At 66.1% G+C, this 22,252-nt stretch carries 22 protein-coding genes; 8 read left to right on the top strand and 14 right to left on the bottom strand.

Going from position 1 to position 22,252, the window contains the following annotated elements:
* Nucleotides 1-107: 107 nt before the first annotated feature.
* The 11 genes from NSE01_RS04005 to bchF all read right to left on the bottom strand — a co-directional run bounded on the left by NSE01_RS04005 (nt 108) and on the right by bchF (nt 12,548).
* The gene (locus NSE01_RS04005) at nt 108-395 is read right to left on the bottom strand and encodes an O2-dependent cyclase accessory protein (RefSeq protein WP_147158331.1); all 288 of its coding nucleotides are present in this window, start codon (nt 393-395) and stop codon (nt 108-110) included.
* Entirely contained in the window at nt 395-877 is a 483-nt protein-coding gene (gene puhC, locus NSE01_RS04000) for a photosynthetic complex assembly protein PuhC (RefSeq protein ID WP_147158330.1), read from the bottom strand. The genes NSE01_RS04005 and puhC overlap by 1 nt, the downstream gene beginning before the upstream one ends.
* Nucleotides 874-1,503, bottom strand: a complete 630-nt coding sequence (puhB, locus tag NSE01_RS03995; RefSeq protein WP_147158329.1) for a photosynthetic complex putative assembly protein PuhB — start codon at nt 1,501-1,503, stop codon at nt 874-876. Before puhB ends, puhC begins: the two co-directional genes overlap by 4 nt.
* A complete protein-coding gene (gene puhA, locus NSE01_RS03990; protein ID WP_147158328.1) occupies nt 1,500-2,276 on the bottom strand; it encodes a photosynthetic reaction center subunit H in 777 nt (258 codons plus the stop codon). Before puhA ends, puhB begins: the two co-directional genes overlap by 4 nt.
* A gap of 69 nt (nt 2,277-2,345) precedes the next feature.
* On the bottom strand, nt 2,346-3,788 hold the full coding sequence (locus NSE01_RS03985) for a BCD family MFS transporter (RefSeq protein ID WP_147158327.1): 1,443 nt from the start codon (nt 3,786-3,788) through the stop codon (nt 2,346-2,348).
* Between the two features lie 3 nt (nt 3,789-3,791).
* Nucleotides 3,792-4,517, bottom strand: coding sequence for a magnesium protoporphyrin IX methyltransferase (bchM, locus tag NSE01_RS03980; protein WP_147158326.1), 726 nt, complete (start codon nt 4,515-4,517; stop codon nt 3,792-3,794).
* A complete protein-coding gene (gene bchL / locus NSE01_RS03975) occupies nt 4,517-5,407 on the bottom strand; it encodes a ferredoxin:protochlorophyllide reductase (ATP-dependent) iron-sulfur ATP-binding protein (RefSeq protein ID WP_147158325.1) in 891 nt (296 codons plus the stop codon). Before bchL ends, bchM begins: the two co-directional genes overlap by 1 nt.
* A gap of 12 nt (nt 5,408-5,419) precedes the next feature.
* Nucleotides 5,420-9,145 (bottom strand): magnesium chelatase subunit H, encoded by a 3,726-nt coding sequence (locus tag NSE01_RS03970; RefSeq protein ID WP_147158324.1) that lies wholly within the window; start codon nt 9,143-9,145, stop codon nt 5,420-5,422.
* Nucleotides 9,135-10,700, bottom strand: a complete 1,566-nt coding sequence (gene bchB, locus NSE01_RS03965; protein ID WP_147158323.1) for a ferredoxin:protochlorophyllide reductase (ATP-dependent) subunit B — start codon at nt 10,698-10,700, stop codon at nt 9,135-9,137. Before bchB ends, NSE01_RS03970 begins: the two co-directional genes overlap by 11 nt.
* 4 nt (nt 10,701-10,704) lie before the next feature.
* Nucleotides 10,705-12,012, bottom strand: coding sequence for a ferredoxin:protochlorophyllide reductase (ATP-dependent) subunit N (locus NSE01_RS03960; RefSeq protein ID WP_147158322.1), 1,308 nt, complete (start codon nt 12,010-12,012; stop codon nt 10,705-10,707).
* Complete coding sequence (bchF, locus tag NSE01_RS03955; RefSeq protein ID WP_147158321.1) at nt 12,009-12,548, bottom strand: 2-vinyl bacteriochlorophyllide hydratase; 540 nt, start codon at nt 12,546-12,548, stop codon at nt 12,009-12,011. The genes NSE01_RS03960 and bchF overlap by 4 nt, the downstream gene beginning before the upstream one ends.
* 457 nt (nt 12,549-13,005) lie before the next feature.
* Between bchF and NSE01_RS21855 the strand changes: the two genes are divergently transcribed.
* The 8 genes from NSE01_RS21855 to NSE01_RS03915 all read left to right on the top strand — a co-directional run bounded on the left by NSE01_RS21855 (nt 13,006) and on the right by NSE01_RS03915 (nt 19,479).
* Complete coding sequence (locus tag NSE01_RS21855) at nt 13,006-13,419, top strand: hypothetical protein (protein ID WP_147158320.1); 414 nt, start codon at nt 13,006-13,008, stop codon at nt 13,417-13,419.
* On the top strand, nt 13,420-13,725 hold the full coding sequence (locus NSE01_RS03945; protein ID WP_147158319.1) for a cobalamin-dependent protein: 306 nt from the start codon (nt 13,420-13,422) through the stop codon (nt 13,723-13,725).
* 14 nt (nt 13,726-13,739) lie between these two features.
* Entirely contained in the window at nt 13,740-15,161 is a 1,422-nt protein-coding gene (ppsR, locus tag NSE01_RS03940; protein ID WP_147158318.1) for a transcriptional regulator PpsR, read from the top strand.
* A 93-nt stretch (nt 15,162-15,254) separates the two neighbouring features.
* Nucleotides 15,255-16,139, top strand: coding sequence for a chlorophyll synthase ChlG (gene chlG / locus NSE01_RS03935; protein ID WP_147158317.1), 885 nt, complete (start codon nt 15,255-15,257; stop codon nt 16,137-16,139).
* On the top strand, nt 16,139-17,440 hold the full coding sequence (locus NSE01_RS03930) for a BCD family MFS transporter (protein WP_147158316.1): 1,302 nt from the start codon (nt 16,139-16,141) through the stop codon (nt 17,438-17,440). The genes chlG and NSE01_RS03930 overlap by 1 nt, the downstream gene beginning before the upstream one ends.
* The gene (locus NSE01_RS03925; RefSeq protein WP_147158315.1) at nt 17,437-18,633 is read left to right on the top strand and encodes a geranylgeranyl diphosphate reductase; all 1,197 of its coding nucleotides are present in this window, start codon (nt 17,437-17,439) and stop codon (nt 18,631-18,633) included. Before NSE01_RS03930 ends, NSE01_RS03925 begins: the two co-directional genes overlap by 4 nt.
* A complete protein-coding gene (locus tag NSE01_RS03920; protein WP_246135016.1) occupies nt 18,630-19,124 on the top strand; it encodes a TspO/MBR family protein in 495 nt (164 codons plus the stop codon). Before NSE01_RS03925 ends, NSE01_RS03920 begins: the two co-directional genes overlap by 4 nt.
* 94 nt (nt 19,125-19,218) lie before the next feature.
* Nucleotides 19,219-19,479: a hypothetical protein gene (locus NSE01_RS03915; RefSeq protein ID WP_147158314.1), complete on the top strand. Its 261-nt coding sequence runs from the start codon at nt 19,219-19,221 to the stop codon at nt 19,477-19,479.
* A gap of 31 nt (nt 19,480-19,510) precedes the next feature.
* Here the strand turns inward: NSE01_RS03915 and NSE01_RS03910 are convergent, their stop codons facing one another.
* The 3 genes from NSE01_RS03910 to pufM form a co-directional block, all read right to left on the bottom strand.
* A complete protein-coding gene (locus NSE01_RS03910) occupies nt 19,511-19,975 on the bottom strand; it encodes a YybH family protein (RefSeq protein ID WP_147158313.1) in 465 nt (154 codons plus the stop codon).
* 219 nt (nt 19,976-20,194) lie between these two features.
* A complete protein-coding gene (gene pufC, locus NSE01_RS03905; protein ID WP_218033242.1) occupies nt 20,195-21,280 on the bottom strand; it encodes a photosynthetic reaction center cytochrome PufC in 1,086 nt (361 codons plus the stop codon).
* A gap of 2 nt (nt 21,281-21,282) precedes the next feature.
* Entirely contained in the window at nt 21,283-22,245 is a 963-nt protein-coding gene (pufM, locus tag NSE01_RS03900) for a photosynthetic reaction center subunit M (protein ID WP_147158312.1), read from the bottom strand.
* Nucleotides 22,246-22,252 lie beyond the last annotated feature (7 nt).

Genomic DNA, 22,252 nt, shown 5'->3' with positions numbered 1-22,252 from the left:
GTCGACCTTGCCGCTGCTGCCGTTGTCGAAGTCGAGCCCGGCGGCGGCTGCCGCGCGGCTGAACTCTTCGTGGGCGGACGATTTCGGGTCGATCGTGGTAGGGGCGTTCATGACGTTCTCCCGGGCGTGAAGCTGACTTCGTAGAGTTCGGCGAGGTCGAGATAAGCGGCCAGCTTGATCCAGAGCCGCACGAGCGGACCCGCCCGTGTTACGGTTGCCATCCGGTCGATTGCGAGGCTTTGACCGAAATCAACACGGATCGGTGCGCCATGGACTTTCACCCGGTCGCCCGGCTGCAGCTCGATATCGCCGGCAAGGCGCACGTGCGCGTGAAAGTGTTCGGGCGTCTGCTCGATCTCGATGCGGCAAGGGGTATCGAAGCTGGCCCCACTCATCAGGAGGCGCCTCCGGGCAGCAGTGCGTCGAAGGCTGCGCGGTTGTCAGGTCCGAACGAGCCGAGCTCGATCGAGCGGCCGGTGGCCTTGTCATCAAGGGTCAGCCCACCGTTCTTCCACAGCGTGAGCGTGAAAGGCGGGGCCATGCCGACACCGCGAATATGCCGCTCGCGCGCCATGCCGCGCATCACGCCGCGTACGAAGCCGTTGCCGGGGACGCCATCGACCAGCACGCGCACCGTCTCGCCGGTCGTCACGTCCTGCACCACCACCGCGCCGTCCTTGCGGTCGGTGAAGCTGAGCTGGCGCACCATGGCCGGGGCGACATGCGCCTCGGTACGCACCACCGCAGGCACTGCCTCGCGGCTCAGCACACCGACCTTGACCAGCGTGGTAAGCGCGAGCGCGGTCATCACAAGCACCAGTGCCGATGCGAGGGCGCCCTTGGGGATCGTCTGCTCGTGATCGTGGACCAGGCTCATGCGATTGCCTCCCTTGCGCCCAGGTTCTGCACAGGGCGCGGTGCGCTTGCGGTTGCTTCAGTGCGCTGCTGCACCTGCACGATCGCCGCAGTTGCCTTGGCGAGAATGCCCGCAGCTTCGGCCGCATTCGGCAGGGCGCGCAGCATCGGCTGCGGCGCGGCGAGACGGAAGGGCCGGGCATGCGGCCAGAGCATCGCGTAGCCGAGCATGCTCGAACCCTGCAGGGTCAGGGCAATGTCGCCATACCCGGCGCCCAGATTGCGCAGATCGGCGCCGCCCAGCTTCGCCAGCGGCAGATTGATGCACTTGCTGAGTGCGACACCGATGCGCAGCACCACGCGGCGGTTGGTGATCGTGTAGACCGTGCTGCGCGCCACCAGCAGCGCGAAGCCATAGGCAAGGCCGATCGCCAGCAGGCCGAAGCCTGCCGTGATCAGCGCACCCAGCGGCGTACCGCCGACCATCGCCCAGCCGACCAGCAGCGCGAAGTATCCGCCGATCCACCGTGCGCCCAATGCGCTGCGGGCAAATACCCACGCATCGGGCGAACCCTGCCAGAGGATCGCCTCACCCGGAGGCAGATCACCCGGCAGGCCGCGGATCGGCTCGATATCGTGCTCTCTCACAGCAGCGGCTCCTGACGGCCGGCGTTGGCATAGAGATAGCCGCCGCCGAAGTAGCCGATCACGCGCTCTTCCTCGTAGCGGGTGATCTCGGTCGCGCTTTCAAGCTGCGGCACGGCGTCATAGTCAGCCGCGTTGATCGCATCGATGTTCACGCCCGAAGCGCTCACCGTGGCCATCGCCATCGGCGCCAGCACATGCTTACCGCTGGTGGTCTCCACCGAAAGGTAGCGGACCTGGTGCTCCGCGCGGTCGATCCACAGATCAGTCACGGTGCCCGCGACCTTGCCGTCGGCAGCCGTCACCTTCATGCCGCGCGGATCAGGGCCGCCCTTCCACACCGAGATGTGGTCCTCGGTCGAAAGCGGCACGATGCGGGCGCGGCCATGCGCGTCCTGATCGGGCCACTTGGCACGGTTGGCATAGGATGCCGGGCCGACGCCATCGACCAGCGGATTGCCGGTCGGCACATAAGGCGCGCCGGGGAAGTTCTCGAAGCGCTTGGCGGCGATGTCCACCGGCTCGCGGCCTTCGGTCGGGCCCACCGGCATCGACACGGTGCCGCGGTCGAACGGCAGGCGGAAGGTCTTGGGGAGCGCAGTCGAAAGCGGGCCACCCACGCTTTCGATGAACCCGTTGATCTCGTCCTCGAGCGGATAGCCTTCGCGGCGATCTTCGCGGCGCAGCCAGAACACCAGCGCGACGAAAAACAGGAAGAACGCCCAGAGGGCGATTTCCGCGACGTCGATCGAGCCAACTACATATGCGGTTTTCATCGAACTTTCCTTTCCCGGATCAGGGCCCCGGAGGCCGCAATTTCCACCACCTCAGTCAAGTATTCGCACTCACGTCGGAAACTCTGGCAGCGCCATCTGCCCACCGGGCAAGTCGCCCGACAGGCCGATGCGCTTGCCTGCCAGCGGCCCGAGAACCACCAGCGCAGCCATCAGCATCACGATTTCAAGGCTGTAGACCGTGGCATAACCCACGCCGCGCCCACCCGAGCCGCTGAGCCAAGATACGGTGTCGCGGATCACGCCGCCCACCGCGAGCGCGCTGCCCGCAGCAGTTGCCTGCACCGCGCCCCACGCGCCAAGCGCCACGCCGGAATCGCCGCGCCGCGCCAGCGACATTGCCGCGATGAGCGTGCCGACCGAAAACAGCCCGATGCCAAAACCGATCGAACCAGCGCCTAGCGCCAGCAGCAGCGGCGAGCCGAGCGGGGCCGCGAGCAGCACGAGGATGAAAGCGCAGATCCCGCCGACCATGCCCGCGCCGGCCAGCCGCAGCGGATCGAACCCGCGCTCCAGCACCCGCGTAGAAAGCGAAAAGCCAGCAATCGCGCCCAGTGCCCACGAACCCGTCAGCATGGTGGTCGAACCAACGGCAAGCCCGAGCAGTTCTGCGCCATAGGGTTCGAGCAGGGCATCCTGCATGGCAAATGCTGCCGCGCCGAGGCCGATGGCGGTCAGCAGGCGCACCGTATTGGGTTCGGCTACGAACTCGCGCCAGACATCGCTGAATTCCGGCGTCTCGCGGTCCATGGCGGTCGCGCGGGGATTGCGGCCTTCCTGCTTCCACAGCGCCGTCATGTTGAGCACCAGCGTGACGACCGCCGCGCCCTGGATCACCTGCACCAGCCGGGTGGGGGTGAACGGCACGAGGAGGCCGCCGATCACGAAGGCCGAAACCATCATGCCCAGCAGCAGCATCACATAAAGCAGCGCGACCGCGCGAGGGCGCTTGTCTTCGCGGGCCAGGTCCGTCGCCAGCGCAAGGCCGGCGGTCTGCGTCACATGGAGCCCCGCGCCCGTCAGCAGGAACGCCAGCGCGCCGCCGCCGAGGCCGGTGTAGAACGTGCGCGTCTCGCTCATCAGCAGCAGCGCGAAGGGCATGATCGCAAGCCCGCCCCACTGCATCAGGGTGCCGAACCAGATATAGGGCACGCGCCGCCAGCCGAGCACCGAGCGGTGGGTATCGGACTTGTGCCCAATCAGCGCGCGCAGCGGCGCAAACAGCAGCGGCATCGCGATCAGCAGCGAAACCAGCCAGGCCGGCGTATGCAGCTCCACGATCATCACGCGGTTGAGCGTGCCGTTGAGCAGCACCGTCGCCATGCCCACGCTCACCTGAAACAGCGCGAGGCGCAGCAGGCGGGGGAGGGGCAGTTCGGCACTGGCAGCGTCAGCAAACGGCAGCCACGTCATCGCCACACGCGTCCACTGGCCCGCCATCCGCGACGAGCGGCTCTGCGGTACGGTGTCAGTGAGGGCGGGGGTGCCGGTCATGGGTCAGTCGCGCACCAGTTCGAGGGCGTTGGAGATGTAGAAGCCGCTGCCGATCCGCTGGGTGCGGCCGACATGCCAGCCGGGCAGCGCCTCCTCGATCATCACGATGAGGTCTGCCTCGCGCACCGGCACGATTGCGGGGGCACGGTCGCTGCGCGGGAACAGCAGCCCGGTGGTGTGCATCGCGCGCAGCATCGGGGTGGACGGGGCGTGGGTGAACACGATCGAGCCATCGCACCGCTCGGCAAGCGAAACGAGCGTCGCGACGATGTCTTCCGGCCGGTAGTGGATCAGCGAATCCATCGCGACGACGTGGTCGAAGCGGCCATGCGCGGGATCGAGCATGTCGCCCACGCGCCAGTGGATGCGGCCATGGCCAAGGAACGAGGGGCAGCGTTCGCGCGCGATGGCAACGAGGCCGCCCGCCACGTCGACACCGACGACTTCGGCCCCGCGCCGCGCAGCCAGCACGCTGAGCGTACCCGTGCCGCACCCGGCATCGAGCACCCGGCAGCGGCGCAGGTCATGCGGAAGCCAGCTCAGCAGCACTTCGCGCATCGCATCGCGGCCCGCGCGTACGGTTGCGCGGATGCCGCTGACCTTGGTGTCCGAGGTCAGGTCGATCCATGCCTTGCGGGCAGTGCTGTCGAAGTAGGTCGTGAGCTTGTCGCGCTGCGCCTCGAAGCGCGAGCGATGATGCTCAAAGCCGGAAGATGCGCGCGTTGCCATCATTCAAACCCCAGGAAATCAAAGATATCGCGGTCCTTCATCGCCAGCGCATCGAGCGCGGGCGCCCCGGCCCAGAGCGTACGGGCGAGATTGAGGTATTCCTCGCGCGCCTTGATCACTTCCGGGCTGTCCGGCATTTCGAACAGCGTGCACTTCTTGAGGCGCGAGCGGCGGATCTCGTCGAGATCCTGGAAGTGGGCGAGGCGCTTGAGGCCGGTGGCGGCGTTGAAGCGGTCGATCTCGTCCGTGCCCGCCGAGCGATTGGCAACCACGCCGGCAAGGCGCACGTCGTAGTTCTTCGACTTGGCGTTGATGGCTGCGACGATGCGGTTCATCGCGAAAATGCTGTCGAAATCGTTTGCGGTCACGATGATCGCACGCTCGGCATGCTGGAGCGGGGCGGCAAAGCCGCCGCAGACCACGTCGCCCAGCACGTCGAAGATCACGACGTCGGTGTCTTCCAGCAGGTGGTGCTGCTTCAAAAGCTTCACCGTCTGCCCAACCACATAGCCGCCGCAGCCGGTGCCCGCCGGGGGGCCGCCTGCCTCGACGCACATCACGCCGTTGAAGCCTTCGAACATGTAGTCCTCGGGCCGCAGTTCCTCGGAATGGAACTCCACTGTTTCGAGCACGTCGATCACCGTCGGCATCAGCTTCTTGGTGAGCGTGAAGGTGGAATCGTGCTTGGGATCGCAGCCGATCTGCAGCACGCGGTGGCCGAGCATGGAGAACGCGGCGGAGAGGTTCGACGAGGTGGTGGACTTGCCGATGCCGCCCTTGCCGTAGACGGCAAAGACCTTGGCATTGCCGATGCGGTCTGCGGGGTCGAGCCGGACTTGCACCGACCCGTCTCCATCAGGCTTTCGGACGGGGGGATCGAGAAGTGCCATGCGTTGTTTCCTTTATGCCGCGACGGCTGAGACGGGCGCGGGGGCCGCGCCTGAAGGGAGAATCCCCTCAAGGCGGTCCTCGAGCTCGTCACTGGCGGCGTGGAGGGCTGCGAGTGTGGCTTCGTCGGGCGACCAGAACTGGCGGTCGACCGCTTCGAGCAAACGGTTGGCAACGCGGGCCGAAGCGCGCGGATTGAGGGCGGCCATGCGCTCGCGCATCGCGGCGTCGAGCACGTAAGTCTCGCTGATGCGCTGGTAGACCCACGGATCGACTTCGCCGGTGGTGGCAGACCAGCCCATCGTGGTGGTGACATGGCCTTCGATCGCGCGCACGCCCTCATAACCGTGGCGCAGCAGGCTTTCCTGCCACACGGGGTTGAGGATGCGGGTGCGGGTTTCGAGCGCGACCTGTTCCTGCAGGCTGCGCACCTTGCCTGAACCTTGCGTCTGGTCGCCGATGTAGACCGGTGCGGTTTCGCCGCCCTTGGCCCGCGTCACCGCGCGGCTGATCCCGCCCAGCGCATCGACATACTGGTCGATGGTGGTGATGCCGAGTTCGACGCTTTCGAGGTTCTGGTAAGCGCAATCGACCGTCTTGAGCGCCGAGGCGAGGATCGCGGCCTGCCGGATCGGCACGCCCTTCACCCCGTAGGCATAGCCCTTCTGCCGTTCGAAGCTGTCGGCCAGCTCGTCAGGATCGGTCCACGCGCCGTTGTCGATCATCAGGTTGACGTTGGCGCCATAGGCACCCTGCGCGTTCGAGAACACGCGCAGCGCTGCGGTTTCGAAGTCGCACTTGTGCTCGTCCTGATGGGCGAGGGCGTGAGCGCGCACGAAATTGAGTTCGACCGGTTCGTCGGCGCTCGCCGCCAGCAGCGCGGCTTCGGCGAGCATGCGGGTCTGCAGCGGGAGAAGGTCGCGGAACACGCCCGAAAGCGTGGCGATCACATCGATGCGCGGACGGCCCAGCTCTTCCAGCGGGATCAGTTCGGCCCCGGCAAGGCGGCTGTAGCTATCGAACCGCGGGCGCGCACCGATCAGCGCGAGGACCTGCGCGATTTGCGCGCCCTCGCTCTTGAGGTTGTCTGTGCCCCACAGCACCATCGCGATGGTCTGCGGCAGGTGGCCACTATCGGCGAGGCTGCGCTCGATCAGCTTCTTCGCCTGCTCAGCGCCGTCCTTCACCGCGAAGGCAGATGGCAGGCGGAACGGATCGAAGCCGTGGATATTGCGCCCGGTCGGCAGGATTTCCGGCGCGCGCAGCACATCACCGCCAGAGACGGGGCGCACGAACCGGCCCGCCAGCGCGCGCACGATGCCATCGAGTTCATGGTTGGTGGAAAGCGCCGTGTTCAGCGCGGCCATGTCCTTGAGCAGCGGCGTATCGAGCTTCAACCGGCCATCGACCAGCAGTTCTGCGGTCTGGCCCGAAAGCGGCTCACCGCGCGCTTCGGCGGAGGCGCGCACCATGTCGATGCGCTCCTCGCGGCTCGCGGCGGCACCGGCCACATGCAGCCCTTGCGGGATCAGCTCGCGCTCGATTTCATAGAGCCGCGCGGCAAGGGCGGGCACATCGCTGCCATCGAGATCCAGCGCTTCGGCCTGTTCCGCGATCAGTTCGGCCAGCAGCCCGGCCTGTTCATCGCCCGGAGGCAGCGAACGCCAGCGCTCGACCGAAGCCTTGAGGTCGGCCAGCCCCTTGTAGACACCCGAGCGGGTGAGGGCAGGCGTGAGGTAGCTCACCAGCGTCGCGCCCGAGCGGCGCTTTGCCAGCACACCTTCCGAAGGGTTGTTGGCGGCGTAGAGATAGACGTTCGGCAGATCGCCGATCATCCGGTCCGGCCAGCATTGTGCGGTGAGGCCGGTCTGCTTGCCGGGCATGAATTCAAGGCTGCCATGCGTGCCGAAATGCAGCACGGCATGGGCGCGGAAATCTTCGCGCAGCCAGCGGTAGAACGCCGCAAACGCGTGGCTCGGGGCAAAGCGGCCCTCGAACAGTAGGCGCATCGGATCGCCTTCGATGCCGATGGCGGGCTGGATGCCGACGAACACGTTGCCGAACTGCGCGCCCAGCACCTGCACCGCGCTGCCGTCAGACTGCAGCTTGCCCGGGGCGGGGCCCCACGAAGCCTCGATGTCCTTGAGCCATGTCTCGCGCGAAACGATCGTGTCCGCGGTGATCCGTGTGTGGACGTTCGCCTCGGTGCCATAGCGCGCCGAATTGCCGATCAGGATCGCCTCGCGCAGGGCGTCCACGCTTTCGGGCACTTCGACCGTATAGCCTTCCGCAGCCAGCCGCCGCAGCGTTGCGTGGAGCGATTCGAACACGCTGAGGAATTGCGCGGTGCCTGCCGCACCGGCGTTCGGCGGGAAGTTGAACAGCACGACTGCAATCCGGCGCTCTGCTGCTGCCGCGCGGGCAAGGTCGATCTGCTTCACCACGCGCCCGGCAAGCGCTTCGGCCCGCTCGGCGCAGCTTTCCATCTGGCGGACGCCGGCAACCCCGGATCCGGCGAAGGTGCAGCCCTTGGCGCAGCCGGTGCAGGCTTCTCCGCTGCCATCGGCGCGGCCGCCGAAGACCATCGGCTGGATCGCGCCATCAAGCTCAGGGATCGCGATCATCATCGTCGATTCGAGCGGAAGCAGCCCTTGCGGGTTTGCGCCCCAGGCCTGCAGCGTCTGGAATTCCACCGGATGCGCAGCGATATAGGGCCGGTCGAGCTTGGCGAGGATCGCCTCGGCCGCCGCCGTATCGTTGTAGGCCGGGCCGCCGACGAGGCTGAAACCGGTCAGGTTCACCACCGCATCGACGATGCTCCTGCCGTCCTTCATGAACAGCGCCTCGATTGCCGGGCGGCCATCAAGGCCGCCAGCAAAGGCCGGGATCACGCTGAGGCCCTGCGCTTCCATCGCCGCAATCACGCCGTCATAATGCCGCGCGTCCTTGGCGAGCACATAGGAGCGCAGCATGAGGAGGCCGACCGTGCCGCGCTTGCCCGCCGTCGCGGTGGCGGGGAGCGCCGCTGCGGTTGCCGCCATGCGCGGGGTCATCGCCGGGTGATAGACGCCCACTTCGGGATATTCGCGCGGGGCTTCCGCCTTCATCGCGCCGCGAAGCCCTGCGCGTGCGCCGCTCGCATAGCGGTCGATCAGCGCGCGGATCATGTCCACCACGTTGTCGTCGCTGCCAGCCAGCCAGTATTGCAGCGTCAGGAAATAGGCGCGCACGTCCTGCGCGGTGCCGGGCACGTACTTGAGCAGCTTGGGCAGGCGGCGCAGCATGGCCATCTGGCCCTTGCCCGAGCTGGCTCCCGGCTTGCCCGATCCGCGCAGCTTCTTGAGCAGGCCCATCATGCCCGTGGCGGGCTTGTCCATGCGGTAGTCACCCATGCGGGTGAGCTTGACCACTTCGCCGGCAGACATCAGGCCGACAATCGCGTCGCAATCCTCGCGGCGGGCTTCCAGCGCGGGCATCACCGCGCGGATATGGTCCTCGAGGAACAGCATCGTGCACAGGATGATGTCGGCGCGGGCGATATCGGCGCGCGCGGCATCCAGGGTGCCCGGCTTCTCTTCCCAGTCGGCCGCCGCGTGGAAGCCGATGGTGACGCCCGTGCCCGTACGGGCGAACTGGGCCTGTGCGCGGCTGAAGGCGCCTGAAAGGTGGTTGTCGAGCGTGATGACGACAACGCGCACCGGCACATCCGGCGTGGGGGCAAAGGGCGCCTTACCGCGCATAGTGCGCCTTCGCATCGTAGAGCGTCTCGAGCGTGATCGCGGCGAGACCCATTTCGCCCGCGTACTTCTCGGTATTCCGCTTGGCCTTGCCGCGCACGAAGAACGGGATCTTGCGCAGCTCGCGCTCCGCCTCTGCGGTCCAGCCGAGATCGCCCTCGGCGGCCGGAGCCGCTTCCGCCGTCATCACGATATCGCCCGCGGGCGCCAGCACCGGCTCGGGCTTGCTGTGGCCATGGAGGTGCGAGGGCCCCGCCGCATCGCTGAATTCGAAGTCGTCGCGGAACATGGTGAGGAGGTGCTCTTCCAGCCCCATGACCAGCGGGTGGACCCAGGTGTCGAAGATCACGTTGGCGCCTTCAAAGCCCATCTGCGGGCTGAAGCGCGCCGGGAAATCCTGCACATGGACGGGCGAGGAAATCACCGCGCAGGGCACGCCCAGCCGCTTGGCGATATGGCGTTCCATCTGCGTGCCCAGCACCAGTTCGGGCGCCGCGGCGGCAATGGCTTCCTCGACGGTCAGGTGATCGTCGGTGATCAGCGGTTCGACGCCGTATTCCTTGGCCGCGATGCGGATATCGCGGGCGAACTCGCGGTTGTAGCAGCCGAGCCCGCAGACGGTGAAACCCAGTTCCTCATGCGCGATCCGCGCAGCGGCGACGGCATGGGTCGCATCGCCGAAGATGAAGACGCGCTTGCCGGTCAGGTAAGTCGAGTCCACCGAACGGCTCCACCACGGCATCCGCGACGAGGGATCATCAAGCGCGAGGGCCGGATCGACCCCGGCCAGCGCGGCGACTTCGTTGATGAATGCGCGCGTCGCGCCGACACCGATGGGAACAGTGCGGATTGCCGGCTGCGCGAAGGTCTTGTCGAGCCAGCGGGCGGCCTCGTCGCCGATCTCGGGATAGAGGACGATGTTGAAATCCGCCGCCCCGATGGTGCGGATATCCTCAGGGCTTGCACCCAGCGGCGCGACGAGGTGGACGTCGATGCCCAGCAGATCGAGAATGCGGCGGATCTCGCGCACATCGTCGCGGTGGCGGAAGCCGAGCGCGGCAGGGCCGAGCAGGTTCACGCACGGGCGGCGGCCTTCACGCGGGGCAGGCCGCACCGACGTGTCCGCCAGGTGGCGCACGATCTGGTAGAACGTCTCTGCCGCGCCCCAGTTTTCCTTGCGTTGATAGCTCGGCAGTTCGAGCGGGATCACCGGACAGGGCAGCTTCATGTTCGCGGCAAGACCGGCCGGATCGTCCTGGATCAGTTCGGCGGTGCACGAAGCGCCCACCAGCAGCGCCTGCGGCTGGAACCGCTCCACCGCATCGCGCGCGGCGTTCTGGAACAGGCTTGCGGTATCCTTGCCCAGATCGCGCGCCTGGAACGTGGTGTAGGTGACCGGCGGGCGCGCAGAGCGCCGTTCGATCATCGTGAAGAGGAGGTCCGCGTAAGTGTCGCCCTGCGGCGCATGCAGCAGATAGTGCACCCCGCGCATCGCCGTCGCGACCCGCATGGCACCGACATGCGGCGGTCCTTCATAGGTCCAGACGGCAAGCTGCATGGGCCTAGATCCTCAGCACGTCGCGGCGGCGCAGCGGCCGGGCGAACAGTTCGGCGAGGTCACCCGCCTGATCGAAGCCGTGAACCGGCGAGAACACCAGTTCGATCGACCACTTGGTTGAAAGGCCCTCGGCCTCCAGCGGATTGGCGAGGCCAAGCCCGCAGACGGTAAGATCGGGCCGATCGGCGCGCACGCGGTCCAGCTGGCGCTCGACATCCTGCCCCTCGCTGATCCGCGTACCCTCGGGCAGGCGGGCCAGATCGGCGGCAAGATGCGCGCGGTGGAGGTAGGGCGTGCCCACTTCGACCGGGATCATGCCCAGTTCAGTGGCAAGGAACCGCGCGAGCGGGATTTCCAGCTGCGAATCCGGCAGGAAGGTGATGCGCTTGCCTTCCAGCGCCGGACGATAGCGCTCCAGCGCGCGCTTGGCGCGTTCGCGGCCCGGCGCGATCACGCGGTTGACGTGCATCTCGTCGATGCCGAAGGCTGCTGCAGCGGCGCTGAGCCATGCCGCCGTGCCGTCTGCGCCGAAGGGGAAGGGCGCATCAATGCGCACCGCGCCCCGGTCTTCCAACGCGCGTGCGGTTTCGCCAAGGAACGGCTGCGCAAGCAGGTAACGCGTGTTCGGCCCAACCACCGGCAGCGCCCCGGCGCGCCGCGCGGGCAGCACGCCGACATTGGTGATACCCAGCTCGGCAAACAGGCGCAGGAACTGGTCTTCGACGATATCGGGCAGCGTGCCGACCATGACCAGCGACTGCGCCGCGCCTGGCGCTTCGGCAGGCATTTCCGGTACGAGCGTGGTGAGGCAGGCGTCTTCGCCTTCGGTGAAGGTCGTCTCGATCCCGCTGCCCGAATAGGCGAGGATGCGCACGCCCTCAGAGCCGTTCTCGCCCTTGAGGTGCCGCGCGCCGATGCGCTGCGCGGCATTTCCGAGATCGAGCTTGATGACCTCGGACGGGCAGGAGCCCACCAGGAACAGCGTGCGGATTTCCGGGCGGCGGGCCAGCAGCCGCTCGACCACGCGGTCGAGCTCGGCGTGGCAATCGGCCATCCCGGCAAGGTCGCGTTCCTCGATGATCGCAGTGGCAAAGCGCGGTTCGGCGAAAATCATCACGCCGGCCGCCGACTGCAGCAGGTGGGCGCAAGTGCGCGATCCGACGACGAGGAAGAACGCGTCCTGCATCTTGCGGTGCAGCCAGACGATCCCGGTCAGCCCACAGAACACTTCGCGCTGGCCGCGTTCGCGCAGCACTTCGAGGGCGCCGTCACGCGGGCTTGCCGCGATTGCAGATGCTTGGGCGGGGCTCATGCGGCAGCTCGCTGCAACCGCGCGGCGCGGAGCTTCAGCAGGAACTGTGCGGCGTTGACGACGTAGGTGAGGTAAGCTGCCAACGCGACGGTCAGCCGCGCTTCCACTGTACCGATCTTGCCCAGCAGCATGACCAGATAGGCCGTGTGCAGCGCGATCACGAGCATCGAGACGACGTCTTCCCAGAAGAACGCCGGGGCGAAGAGCCACTTGCCGAAGACGACCTTTTCCCAGATCGAGCCGGTGACCATGATCGTATAGAGCGTGAGCGTCTTGGCGATCACCGAGAGGTCTGCCGCGAAGGCGCCGTCACCCGTCAGCAGGCAGCGCAGAACGAGCACCAGGCTGACCAGAAAGACCAGAAACTGGAACGGTGCGAGCAGTCCCTGAACCAGCGTCCACGGCGTATTGTCACGCCGTTGCTGCTCTTCAGGGGTGTAAAGCGGGCGGACTTGCCGGACAGGCCCGCGAGCATTCCGGCGGTGGTCCGATCCGGACCCGAATCCGCGCAGCGCTGTCGTACGAGCTTCCGACATTTGGTGCGTCCCATCCTCTTCGCAACGGGCAGCTTACGACTCGTTCGAACAAACTGTCAATCAAATTGGACGACAAGAAAAATTGACATGATGGGGTTTGCCAAGGTCTGACAATGGGCGTACCTCTACCGCACGGGACAGAGTCGGAGTGTCTTTAACCACTATCCCCACGCGGCTTCATTGCCGCGGCAGGCGGGGGGAGTCTGACATGGACTTGGCGGTTGGCAAAAGCGGGCCACAGGGTGGTCAGGGAGGCCGGAAGGCGGATCCCGGCGCTGCGTACGAAGAACACACCGGCGTACCTGTAACCGGTCGCCGCAAGGGAAGCAGTGGCGGTGGCAGCAGCGGCAATGGTCGCAGCGGCAGCTCCAGGCGCCCGCAGCGATCCAATTCAAACTCTGCGATCAGCACGCTCATCGAAGGTGAGATCATCCCCCAGCTTCTGGTGGCGCACCGCATGCGCCCGGGCCGGATCGCCGCAAGCGCCGGCGGCGGCTTGATCACCCCCGAAGATGTTGCGCTCTTCTCGTCGCTTCCCTTGACACTTCAGGCAGACGAACTGCTCGTCCATGTCGAAGAGTACATCGCCCGCGGGGTCGGCATCGATTCCATTTTCGTCGATCTGCTGGCACCTGCTGCACGCCGCCTCGGCGTCCTGTGGGAAGAGGATCTCTGCGATTTTCTCGATGTCACCATCGGCCTCTGGCGCCTTCAGGAAGTGATGCGCGAGATTGCTTGGGGCAGCCCGATCGTCACCGGCCCGATCAGCGCTCCGCGCCGGGCGCTGTTTTCGCCCATGCCCGGCGAACAGCACAGTTTCGGCGCGACCATGGTGCACGAAGTCTTCGTCCGCGCCGCGTGGGACAGCTAGGTGCTCGTCTCTCCCGATATGCGCCAGCTTGTCGCCAAGGTTGCCAACAAATCCTACGATCTCGTCGGCTTGACCGTATCTTGTGATGTGACTACCGAGTCCCTCGCAAGAACGATCAAGGCGATCCGCAGCGTGTCCATGTGCCAAAATGTGAGTATTCTGGTGGGAGGACATGCAGTGAACGGCAATCCGGCGATGGCTCTCGAAGCCGGTGCGGATGGCTCTGCGGCTGACGCACCCGGAGCGCTCGCTCTCGCCAACCGTCTGGTCGGCGCGGCCACGCACCGGACCGTGAACGCCGGCTAGGGCCGGTCGCCACCGTGGTAGAACCCGAACGCTCCCTTGCGGACAAAACGCCGTTCAATCGGTCGGAGTCCGCTTTCAATGGCATCAGCCCGGCCGATGCCATGCGCCTCGTGCTTGCCGCGGGGGACGTGACGCTGGCACTTGATCCGGAAGGTCATATCCTCGATGTCGCTGCCAATCGGCAGGATTTTCCGGGGTGCGACAGCTGGATCGGTCAGCACTTCGACGCCACGGTAACCGTTGAAAGCCGCAGCAAGGTCAAGGACATGCTGCACACCGAACATGGTGATGCAAGCAATCGCTGGCGCCAGATCAACCATACCAGTTCGGCCGGCGATATTCCGGTCCGCTACCTCATGATCCGCCTCGATGGCAGCAGGCAGTTGATCGCGGTCGGGCGCGACATGCGCAATGCTGTCGTGCTTCAGCAGCGTCTCCTTCAGGCGCAGCAGTCGCTTGAGCGGGACTACATGCGCTTGCGCCAGATCGAAACGCGCTACCGGCTGCTGTTCGATCTGTCTTCGGAACCCGTCCTCCTTGTCGAGGCGGACAGCCAGCGCATTCAGGAAGCAAATCCGGCGGCGCATGCCGTGCTCGAAGCGCGGCCCGGCAGTCTTGTCGGTTCCAAGCTTTCCGGCCTCGTCTCGCGCGGTTCGCGCGATGCGCTGATCGCCTATCTCGGCGCTGTGCTGACAACGTCCGAAGTCTCGCCGCTGACGGTCGAGCTGGAACGGGCGCGGCAGGAACTAACCATCTCGGCCACAGGCTTCCGCCAGCTCGGTGGGCGCTATCTGCTCGTCCGGCTGAGCACGGGGCACGCGCGCAACACCGAAGGCGCCGCAACGCTGCTCGATATCGTGGAGCGCATGCCCGATGCCTTCGTCGTCGCTAATTCCGATATGCGGATCATCGCGGCAAACATCGCGTTCCTCGAGCTTGCGCGTGCGGCGTCGCTCGATCAGATCCGCGGCCGTCCGCTCGGTGAATTCGTCGGTCGTCCCGGCATCGATCTCGATCTGATCGAAGGCCAGTTGACCAAGTACGGCCTCGCCCGCAACGTCAGCACGGTCGTTCGCGCCCGCGATTCCGAACTGGAAGAGCCGGTCGAGCTTTCAGCTGTGCGGACTTCGGGCGATAATCCTTGCTACGGTTTCGCGATCCGCGAGATCGGCCGCCGCCTGCGCGATCTGCCGCCCACGCCGCTCGATCTGCCGCGCTCGGTCGAACAGCTTACCGAACTCGTCGGCCGCGCCTCGCTAAAGGAAATCGTCCGCGAGAGTACGGACCTGATCGAGCGCCTCTGCATCGAAGCCGCGCTCGCTTACACCTCGGACAACCGCGCTTCTGCTGCCGAAATTCTCGGCCTCAGCCGCCAGAGCCTCTATTCCAAGCTGCACCGCTATGGGCTCGGCAATCTCGTGGGCGAGAGCGAATAGCGTTTCTCACGCAAGTGTAAGAATCAATTGACACTTGTGGGTGTCAACCATACCCTCCGAGGTATGACGCAGCCTGCCACTTCGGCCCGTTCGATGGCTCCCACCGTTCGCCGTCCCGCCCCGCGAGACGTGCTGGAGCTCTTGAAGCCGATCACGTGGTTTCCGCCGATCTGGGCCTTCATGTGCGGTGTCGTTTCATCGGGCCAACCGGCGTCGGGCCACTGGCTTCCGATCATCGCAGGCGGCTTGCTGGCGGGGCCTCTGGTCTGCGGCAACAGTCAGGCCATCAACGATTGGTTCGATCGTCACGTCGACGCCATCAACGAGCCGAACCGCCCGATCCCCTCCGGCCGCATCCCCGGCCGCTGGGGGCTCGGGATCGCCTGTGTCGGCACGGTCATCTCCTTTGCGGTTGGCGCGGCGCTCGGCATCTGGGTCATGGTTGCGACGCTCGTCGGCCTCGCCTCCGCCTGGGCCTACAGCGCGCCGCCCTTCCGCCTCAAGGCGAGCGGCTGGTGGGGGCCCATGCTCGTCGGCCTCACCTATGAAGGCCTCAGCTGGTTCACCGGCGCCGCCGTGATGACCAGCACCCTGCCGCCAACCCCGGTGCTGATCGTCCTCGTGCTCTACAGCCTTGGCGCCCACGGCATCATGACGCTCAATGATTTCAAGGCGGTGGAAGGTGATCGCCAGACGGGCGTGCGCTCGCTCCCGGTCGTGCTGGGCGTGCGCAATGCGGCGCTGCTGGCCTGCGCTGTCATGGCGCTCGCGCAAGTGATCGTTGCGGTTTACCTCGTGCAGCACGGCCTGATGCTCTCCGCGGCCATTGTCGCGGGCGTGCTCGCCGTGCAGTTCGCGCTGATGCCAAAGCTTATCGCCGACCCTGCCGCACGCGCACCGTGGTACGGCGGCACGGGCGTCACGCTCTACGTACTCGGCATGCTGGCAGCTGCTGGCGGACTTGGCGGACATTGGTGATGGGCTTCGGCTGGTTCTCGATTATCCGCCTCGGGCTGGTGCAGGCATCGATCGGCGCGGTCGTCATGCTGGCCACCTCGCTGCTCAACCGCGTGATGGTTGTCGAATATGGCATGGCCGCCGCAGTCCCTGCCGGCCTCGTCGCGCTGCACTATGCCGTCCAGCTCGCGCGCCCCGTCTGGGGTCACGGTTCTGACCGCGGCCATGCGCGCACACCGTGGATCATTGGCGGCATCGCGGTGCTCGGTCTCGGTGGGATGCTTGCCGTGCTTGCGCTCCCGCTTGCTCCGTTGCCAGCCAATGCGCTGCTTCTCCTCGGTTTTATTATGATTGGCGCGGGTGTTGGCGCTGCCGGCACTTCGCTCCTCGCGCTCCTCGCCGCCGGTGTCGCACCGCAGCGCCGCGCGGCTGCCGCGGCGGTCACCTGGATCATGATGGTCATGGGCATCGTGATCTCCGCCGGAACCGCTGGCGCACTGCTCGAACCGTTCTCGTGGGTGCAACTGGTGAAGGTTTCCGGTGGCATAGCGCTGGCCGCCCTTGTGCTCACTCTCCTCGCCACCTTCCGGCTTGAACGCGGCGTGCAGACCGCCGCCGCCCCCGAACCCGCCAGCGAAGCCAGCCTCGGCGACGCTCTGCGCGCCGTTTTCGCCGAGACCGCTGCACGCCGGTTCACCGTGTTCGTGTTCCTCTCGATGCTTGCCTATTCGATGCAGGATCTGATCCTCGAACCTTTCGCCGGGATCGTCTTCGGCATGACGCCTGCGCAGTCCACGTCGCTCTCCGCCGTCCAGCATAGCGGCGTCCTGCTCGGCATGATCGTCGCGGGGCTGGGCGGAAGCGCTTTTGCCGGCCGTGCCGCCGGTGAACTGCGCGGCTGGATTGCAGCCGGCTGCGTTGGCTCGGCCCTCGCGCTCGCTGGGCTTGCGGTTGGCGCCGGCATTGGACCCGGCTGGCCGCTCGCCGCCAATATCGGCGTGCTCGGCTTTGCCAACGGCGTGTTCGCCGTCTCGGCCATCGGTGCGATGATGAGCCTCGCGGGTGAAGGCAACAAGGCTGATACCGGCCTGCGCATGGGCGTCTGGGGCGCCGCGCAGGGCATTGCCTTCGGGCTCGGCGGTCTCAGCGGCGCAATCGGCGTCGATCTCGCGCGGCACGCCGAAAGCGATGGCCGCGCATTCCAGTCGATATTTGCAGTTGAGGCCATGCTGTTCATGGCCGCGGCGGTGATGGCAGTACGGATCAAGGGGCGCATTGCGGGGCAAGGCGCGGCGGTGAAATTCCGGGAGGCGGAAGCATGAGCAAGATCGATTTCGATGTCGTGGTCGTGGGCGGTGGCCCATCCGGAGCCACTGCCGCCGCGGATCTCGCGCGCATGGGCCATTCGGTGCTGCTGCTTGACCGCGCGGGCCGCATCAAGCCTTGCGGCGGCGCGGTCCCCCCGCGCCTGATGGAAGAATTTGCCATCCCGGACAGCCTCCTCGTCGCCCGCGCAAGGGCTGCGCGCATGGTGGCCCCGTCAGACCGCGCGGTGGACATGCCCGTCGGCGAAATCGGCTATGTCGGCATGGTCGATCGCGATGTGTTTGATGAATGGCTCAGGAACCGCGCCGCGCAAGTCGGCGCCGAACGCCGCACCGGCACGTTCGAACGCATCGAGCGGGATGGGGCCGCAGGCGCTGTCGTCGTCTACCGCGAAAGCCGCACCGGGCCGGACATGCGCGTACGCGCCCGCCTCGTCGTCGGCGCGGATGGTGCCCGTTCCGGCGTCGCGCGCGATAGCCTGCCCGGCGGCGAGAACGTCAAATGCGTGTTCGCCTATCACGAGATCATCAAGTCGCCGCCCGCGAATGACCACGGGTTCGATCCCGCGCGCTGCGATGTGATCTATCAGGGCCGCGTCTCGCCCGATTTCTATGGCTGGGTCTTCCCGCATGGCGAAACCTCCAGCATCGGCGTCGGCAGCGCCAACAAGGGCTTCTCGCTGCGTGGGTCGGTTGCGAACATGCGCCGCGAAATGGGCCTCGATACCTGTGAAACCGTGCGCAGCGAAGGCGCCCCCATTCCCTTGAAGCCCTTGAAACGCTGGGACAACGGGCGCGATGTCATCGTCTCGGGCGATGCCGCCGGGGTGGTCGCGCCGGCTTCGGGTGAGGGCATCTACTATGCGATGACCTGCGGGCGCCATGTGGCGAACGCGGCGCACCAGTTCCTCGCCACCGGCCAGCCCAGCGCCCTCAGGGCCGCGCGCCGCACCTTCCTCAAGGAACATGGCCGCGTGTTCTGGATCCTCGGGATCATGCAATACTTCTGGTATTCCAGCGACAAGCGCCGCGAACGGTTCGTGGCGATGTGCGCAGATCCCGATGTGCAGCGCCTGACCTGGCAGGCCTACATGAACAAGAAGCTGGTCCGCGCCGATCCGCTCGCACACCTCAGGATCTTCCTCAAGGATACCGCGCATCTTCTTGGTCTCAGGGCAGCACACCCTTGAGCCTTTCGAAGGGGAGCAGGCCCTGGGGCCTCCCGATTGCCATTGCCGCCATCGCCGCGACAGTCGTCGCCGGCGTAGGCGGCACGATGACGGATACGACCGGCTGGTACCAGTCGCTCAACCTGCCAAGCTGGAATCCGCCGCCGCCGGCCTTCGGCCTCATCTGGATGGTGGTCTTCACCCTCATCGCAGCCGCCGGCGTCACCGCTTGGCGTGCCGCGCCAGACAGCCGCTCTGCTGATACCCTGATCGGCCTGTTCGCCCTCAACGGTGCGCTCAATGTCAGCTGGACGGTGCTGTTCTTCCAGCTGCGCCATCCGGATTGGGCGATGATCGAGCTGGCCGTGCTGTGGGTTTCGATCGTTGTCCTGATCATTGCCTGCGTGCGCTTTTCGCGCAGCGCCGCCGCGCTGTTGCTGCCCTATCTTGCCTGGGTCTCGATCGCCGGCGCGCTCAATTGGCAGGTGATCCAGCTCAACGGGCCGTTCTGATCGGGACGGTCCCTACAACAACCCCGCTCACCCTGAGCTCATCCAGAGCTTGTCGAAGGACGAAGGGTGTTCGCGCAACGGTGCAGTCCATGTGATGCCCGATCTCACCGCCCTCTTCGCCAGCGGCCATGCCGCCGATCTGATCCTCGTCGTGCTCGCAGTGGAGGCACTCATCCTGCTGAGGGCAGGGCGTCCCGCCATCGATGTCGCCCTGCTGCTGCTCCCCGGCGCCTGCATGATGCTGGGCTTGCGCGCCGCACTGGTCGGCGCGAGCTGGCCGTGGATTGCGCTACCGCTCGCGGCTTCCTTCCCGGTCCATCTGGCGGATCTGCTGCGGCGGGGGAGTGGGCGCTAGGCAGCAGAGGCGCCGCAAGTGCGCCCCCTGTCTATTGTGCCGCCTTGTCCGAACTCCATCCATCAACGGCGACGCGCCATTTCCCGTCTGAACCGCGGTGGAAGTTATTGATGCCTTTGCCAACGTCGGTCGTGACGGCACCGGTTTTCCTGTCGGTGTCCGTCGATTTATAGGTGTAGCGCTCGAAAGCCCAATCGCCGTTCACCGTGAAGCCGATGGACGTCTTTTCCCATTTCGTCCGGTATGCGCCGAAATAGTCGCTGACCCATTTCCGCACCGCCACCTTTCCAGCGATCTCGGGTGAGCCCGGCAGTTGGTAGACCACGTCATCGGTGAGATCGGCCATCAAGGAGTCGACGTCGTTGCTGTTGATCGCGGCGACGTAGCCGCCGTGCGCCGCTTCCTCGATCGCGCGGACGTCTGCCTTCTGGTGCAGCGAGCATCCTCCGACGAGGAAAATGGCCGCCACCGCACAAAGTGTCCCGCTCTTCCTCATGGCCCGCTCCCTCTTGCGAAGTGATATGCACCCCCGCCGCGATGTCGGCAATGAGGTCGCGGATCCCCTTCCGCCTGCGGGAGGGTTTTGGGGTGGGCAATCGGTCAGGCCCGGCGCCCGCAACCACCTCGCCACCCAAAAGAAAACCCCCGCGATTCCGTGGAACCGCAGGGGCCAGGTAATCCGCGCCGGTTGCGTGCGCGGGGGTGTTGGTTTGCCTTACGGCATCTTGGTCGGTGCCGCCGCCGGGGCCGGGGCCGCCGCAGCGGTGACCATCGGACCCGCCGGACGCAGGGCCGGGTAGTCCTTGACCATCGAGACACCGCCCAGAGGCTTGTTGATGCCGCGGTGGCAGGTCGCGCAGTTCACCTTCAGCGGATCACCCTGCGGGCCCAAGCGGTGCTTGGGGAACACGCTGGCGAGCGAGCCGATGTACTGGCCGTTGATGTCACGCACCATGCGGTAGCCGTAATAGGCGCCCACGCGCTTGGGGGTGCTCATGTTCCAGGCCTGGAACGAGCCGGCGTTGTGGCAGAACGTGCAGTTCACGCCGAGCGCCGTCGAGGTGTGCATCATCAGGCTGTAGGTGCCTTCAGCTTCCATCGTCGTGGTCTTGTTGGCCGTGGCCGGATACTTCGAGGGATGGCTGTAGGTCGTCTGCACCCGGATCGGAGCGGAGTTGCTGTCGAGCAGGTACTTGGCAAACGCGGTGTTCGGCAGCGACGAATAGGCCGTTGCGATCACCGGCTTGTTCTGGCCGTGGAGGTTGCCGAGGATGGTTTCCTCGTTGCCCTTTGCCGGCAGTGCCCAGTTTTCGGTCGGCACGGCCTGGCCACGGTGGCAGGTATAGCAGGTCACACCGGTCTGCTTCACGTGCTGGGTCCAGCCCGTGTTGATGTTCCGGGTCATCTGCAGCATCCGGCGCGCCACCTTCTTGGTGTAGAGCTCGTCGGAGGCCATGTTGGCCGGGTTGTGGCAGTAGTTGCAGCCTTGCTCCGGCGCGATCCACTGCGTGATCGCCGCCATCGTATAGCCAAACTCGTCTTCCGAGATGTCGCCCAGAACCTGAACGTTCTGGTAGGCTTCCTTGGCGGGACGGCCACCCGGCTTGGGCGGATCATAGGGCGGCGGCGGCACGACATTGATCGGATCGATCTTCTTGCTCGCCGCAGCGAGCGTGATCTGATCCATGCCGGTGCCGCGATAGCCTTCCTGCTTTGTGGACTTGGTCCCGAGCTGACAGGCGCTGAGCAGCGCTGCCCCGATGACCACCGCGCCGAGGCGCAGCATGAGGTTCGGTTTCATGGTCACTTGCTCCCCAATGCCGGGTCGACGACCCCCGTGGAGGGATAAGCCGGTGCGTAGTGGTGCTGCTGCGCCCACAGGTACCAGTTGTCGACAACGGTGCCGGTGAGGAGGATGCCAATGCCGCCCGTGAGGGTGGTCAGCACGGCGAACCACCAGGCCCAGCGGTGAATCGATTCCATCGTGGCGTTGAAGCCCATGGTCCAGCGCCAGAACAGGGCAGCGCGCTCCGATGCAGTACCGCGATCGGTGATTTGTTCGATCTCGCGCTCACCGCCGTACCGGCCGACTGCCAGGATGGTTGCGCCGTGCATCGCGAAGAGCAGGGTCGAGCCATAGAGGAAGGCGATCGAAAGGGCATGGAACGGATTGTAGAACAGGTTGCCATAGCGGATCGAGAACGCGGCGGTCCAATCGAGGTGCGGGAAGATGCCGAAAGGCACCGCCTCGGACCACGATCCCATGAACATCGGCCGGATGAAGCCGAGCACGAGGAACAGCCAGATCGCCGACATGAACGCCCAGAACACGTGGGTGCCCATGCCAAGAGCGCGGGCCCGGCGGTAGGTCCGGATCGCCCAGAGGAGGACCGAGAGCGTCAGGAACATGCCGGCCATGATCCACCAGCCGCCCTTGGCGAGCGGGACGATGGGCGAGAAGCCGTACTCCGGCCCCGGCGGCTCGAGGCTGAGCCAGGGCAGCATGCGCACGAACTGGATCGGATCCCAGTTCACCGAGGCCATCATGTTGAGACCGATGATCTCGAACGCGGTGAAGCCGCAGAGGAGCGAAAGCAGACCGGTCCAGCCGAGGTAGATCGGGCCGAGCTGGGCCTGACCGAAGCGGCCGAAGAGGTGGTTGAAGGCGACGGCGGTGCCGCGCGGATCACTGCCGGGCTTCATCTCGATGCCCATTTCGGGGGCATGACTGAGCTGAACCTGGGTGAAGATATTCTGGTAAGCCATGGCTAGT

It is taken from the genome of Novosphingobium sediminis (assembly GCF_007991615.1).
Lineage (GTDB): Bacteria > Pseudomonadota > Alphaproteobacteria > Sphingomonadales > Sphingomonadaceae > Novosphingobium > Novosphingobium sediminis.
Note: the sequence above shows the minus strand (reverse complement) of the source record. Positions and strands in the feature narration are given on the sequence as shown.